4 protein-coding genes are annotated in these 2,455 nt (G+C 64.4%); 2 read left to right on the forward strand and 2 right to left on the reverse strand.

What is annotated here, in order from left to right:
• Together PGX04_RS31805 and PGX04_RS31810 are read right to left on the reverse strand one after the other, a co-directional pair.
• The coding region (locus PGX04_RS31805) for a glycosyltransferase family 2 protein (protein WP_273742129.1) at positions 1-630 on the reverse strand (630 nt) is incomplete at its 3' end.
• A gap of 53 nt (positions 631-683) precedes the next feature.
• A complete protein-coding gene (locus PGX04_RS31810) occupies positions 684-1,391 on the reverse strand; it encodes a class I SAM-dependent methyltransferase (RefSeq protein WP_273742130.1) in 708 nt (235 codons plus the stop codon).
• A gap of 224 nt (positions 1,392-1,615) precedes the next feature.
• On the opposite strand from PGX04_RS31810, the gene PGX04_RS31815 reads away from it, so the two are divergent.
• Positions 1,616-1,897 carry a MarR family transcriptional regulator gene (locus PGX04_RS31815; protein WP_273742131.1) on the forward strand — a complete coding sequence of 94 codons (282 nt, stop codon included), beginning with the start codon at positions 1,616-1,618 and terminating at the stop codon, positions 1,895-1,897.
• Between the two features lie 117 nt (positions 1,898-2,014).
• Positions 2,015-2,455 (forward strand): MBL fold metallo-hydrolase (locus PGX04_RS31820; RefSeq protein WP_273742132.1); only part of this gene is annotated, 441 nt, incomplete at its 3' end.

The following is a 2,455-nucleotide window of genomic DNA, read 5'->3' on the forward strand; positions in this document are numbered from 1 at the left end:
GCCGTCGGAACGGAGTTCCGACGCGGACCGCCGCACGTCGATCGGCTCGCCGCCGTCGGTCCCGATCTCGCGGCGGACGGCCATCGCCGCATCCCACGACACCTCGTACTCGAGGCCGGCCATACGGTGAGCGCAATCGCGTTCGCTCGCTTCCACGAGGTACTCGTCGAAGCCGTTCAGGGCCTCGAGGACGGATCGTTCGAAGGCGACGTTGCCGCCGTGGAAGTGAGTCACCGATCGGCCGGCGACCTGCTGCGGTGACTGCCGGTCCCCACGAGCGGGACCGCCCGTTACGGGGCCGGTGACGACGTTCGTCGCGCCGGTTATCGACTCGGCGATGGCCGGATACCAGCTGTGATCGACCGCGTACTCGCCGTCGAGGAAGGCGACGACGTCGCCCGTCGCGAGCTCGAGGCCGGCGTTTCGGGAGACGCTCGAGTTCCGCTCGGAGATTTCGACGAGGACGTCGACGTCGTCGCGGTCGCGGACGACGCCGGTCGTCCCGTCCGAGGATGGCCCGTTGACGACGATGACCTCCGTCGATGACGGCGTTCGCTCCGTGAGGGCGTCGAGACACGACAGCAATCGCTCCCGGTCGTTGAGCGTCGAGACGACTACCGAGAGCTCCATACACCCCGGTAGGGGCTCCTGATAGTAAATAGATGGGATTCAGCCCGACTTGATCAGCGAACGTTCGCGTTCCAGTACGATACCGACGCGAAGTGGTCGGTGATCGGCAGTTCGCCGACGGCGTTATCGAGCGCGCGCAGCGGCGACGCGAGGCCGTTGGGGATCGACCGGTACAGTCCGTAGGGGAGGAGGAAATCGTCCTCGACGTCGACGAGCGTCAGATCCGTCTTCGCGAGCAGGACCGCGACCTCGCTCTTCGAGTAGAGTCGCGACCCCATCGGGAGCGCCCAGTTGTAGATGCTCCGCGACGAAAAGCGGTTGAACGTGTCGAAGACGATCTGCTCGCGGGAGACGCGTCGCATCTCCGCCAGGAACGCCTCCGGATCGTCCGCGAGGTGGAAAAACCGCATCGCGATGACGGTATCGAAGTGATCGTCCGGGAAGGGGAGTCGTCCCGCGTCACCCCGAAGGAACTCGAGCGTGCCCGCGATGTCCGCGTTCCGGGCCTTCCGTCGTCCCTGCTGTAACATCGCCGCCGAGATGTCCAGCCCCACGACGTCGGCTCCCTGATGGGCCAACATGACCGTAAACCGCCCGGTACCACAGGCGATCTCGAGGACCTTCTTGTCCTCGACGGGCATGATGGACTCGAGGACGGCCGCTTTCTCCCGACGGTCGATCAGCTGACCGCCCCGGGAGAATCGCTTGTCGTCGTATTCCTCGGCGATGTCGTCGGCCTGGTACCACTCCTGTCCTTTCACACTGAGCGAATCTACTGTAGCGATGGGATAAAACGATACTGGAGTCCGTTGACGAGTTGCTGCCGAAACGAAATCCGCTTTTTGCCATCCAGTGTGGTGATCGATGCCGAAAACCGGCAATCACACACCTGTGTTAATACCTCATTCATATGCCTTATACAAACTGCATTATTCGTATCCACATATAGGGAAGCTTTACCATCGACGGTTTCGCTGCAGTACGTATGAGCACGAGTACAGCCGACGATCGTAGTGCCGCAGCCGAGGAATCCCTGTCGGAGGACGAATACCGCAACCGACTCCGTGACCTGCCGCCGAGCGCGAAGCTCGTCGCGAAAGTCTTGGAGGCCGACTCGCCGCTTTCCCAGGGCCAACTCGCCGAGGAATCGCTGCTCCCCGACCGCACCGTTCGCTACGCGCTCAACCGGCTCGAGGACGTCGGCCTCGTCGGTTCGCGGTATAGTTTCCGCGACGCACGTAAGCAGGTTTACTTCCTCAAGAACTGACCGTCTCGTCCCGACCGCTCGCCAATACGGTCTCCACTGCTCGAGAGAATGGGGGTGGCCCGGTCGGCGTCGATACCTCCCGACACATCCTTTTTCGCTCGGTCGTACTGTCGAGCTATGCACGTCACTCGCTGTCCCGTCCCGGTCGCGACGCGCGCTCCCGGCGGGGAGACCAACGCCTACCTCGTCGGAGCGACGCGGTCGTCTCCGCCCGACGAGCGGGGGGAACGCGACGCCGACCGCGATCCGGCGATACTCGTCGACCCGGCGGCGAGAACCGACGATATCGATCGCCTGCTCGAGGATCACACCGTCGAACACCTCCTCGTCACTCACACCCACCCCGACCACGTCGGTGCCGTCGAGACGTACGCGGCCGAAACCGACGCGACGGTCTGGGCTCGTTACGGCCGGACCGACCGCTTTCGCGACGCGACGGGGTGTGATCCCGACCGCACGTTCACGCCCGGGACGACGATCCCGCTCGGCGACGAACACGTTCGAATCCTCGACGCGCCGGGACACGCTCCCGACCACGTCGCGCTCGAGGCCGGCCGC

The organism is Natrinema soli, assembly GCF_028618695.1.

Bases quoted from the DNA above. Each gene is read 5' to 3' on its own strand.
- PGX04_RS31815 (WP_273742131.1), top strand. From the start codon at position 1,616: ATGAGCACGAGTACAGCCGACGATCGTAGTGCCGCAGCCGAGGAATCC.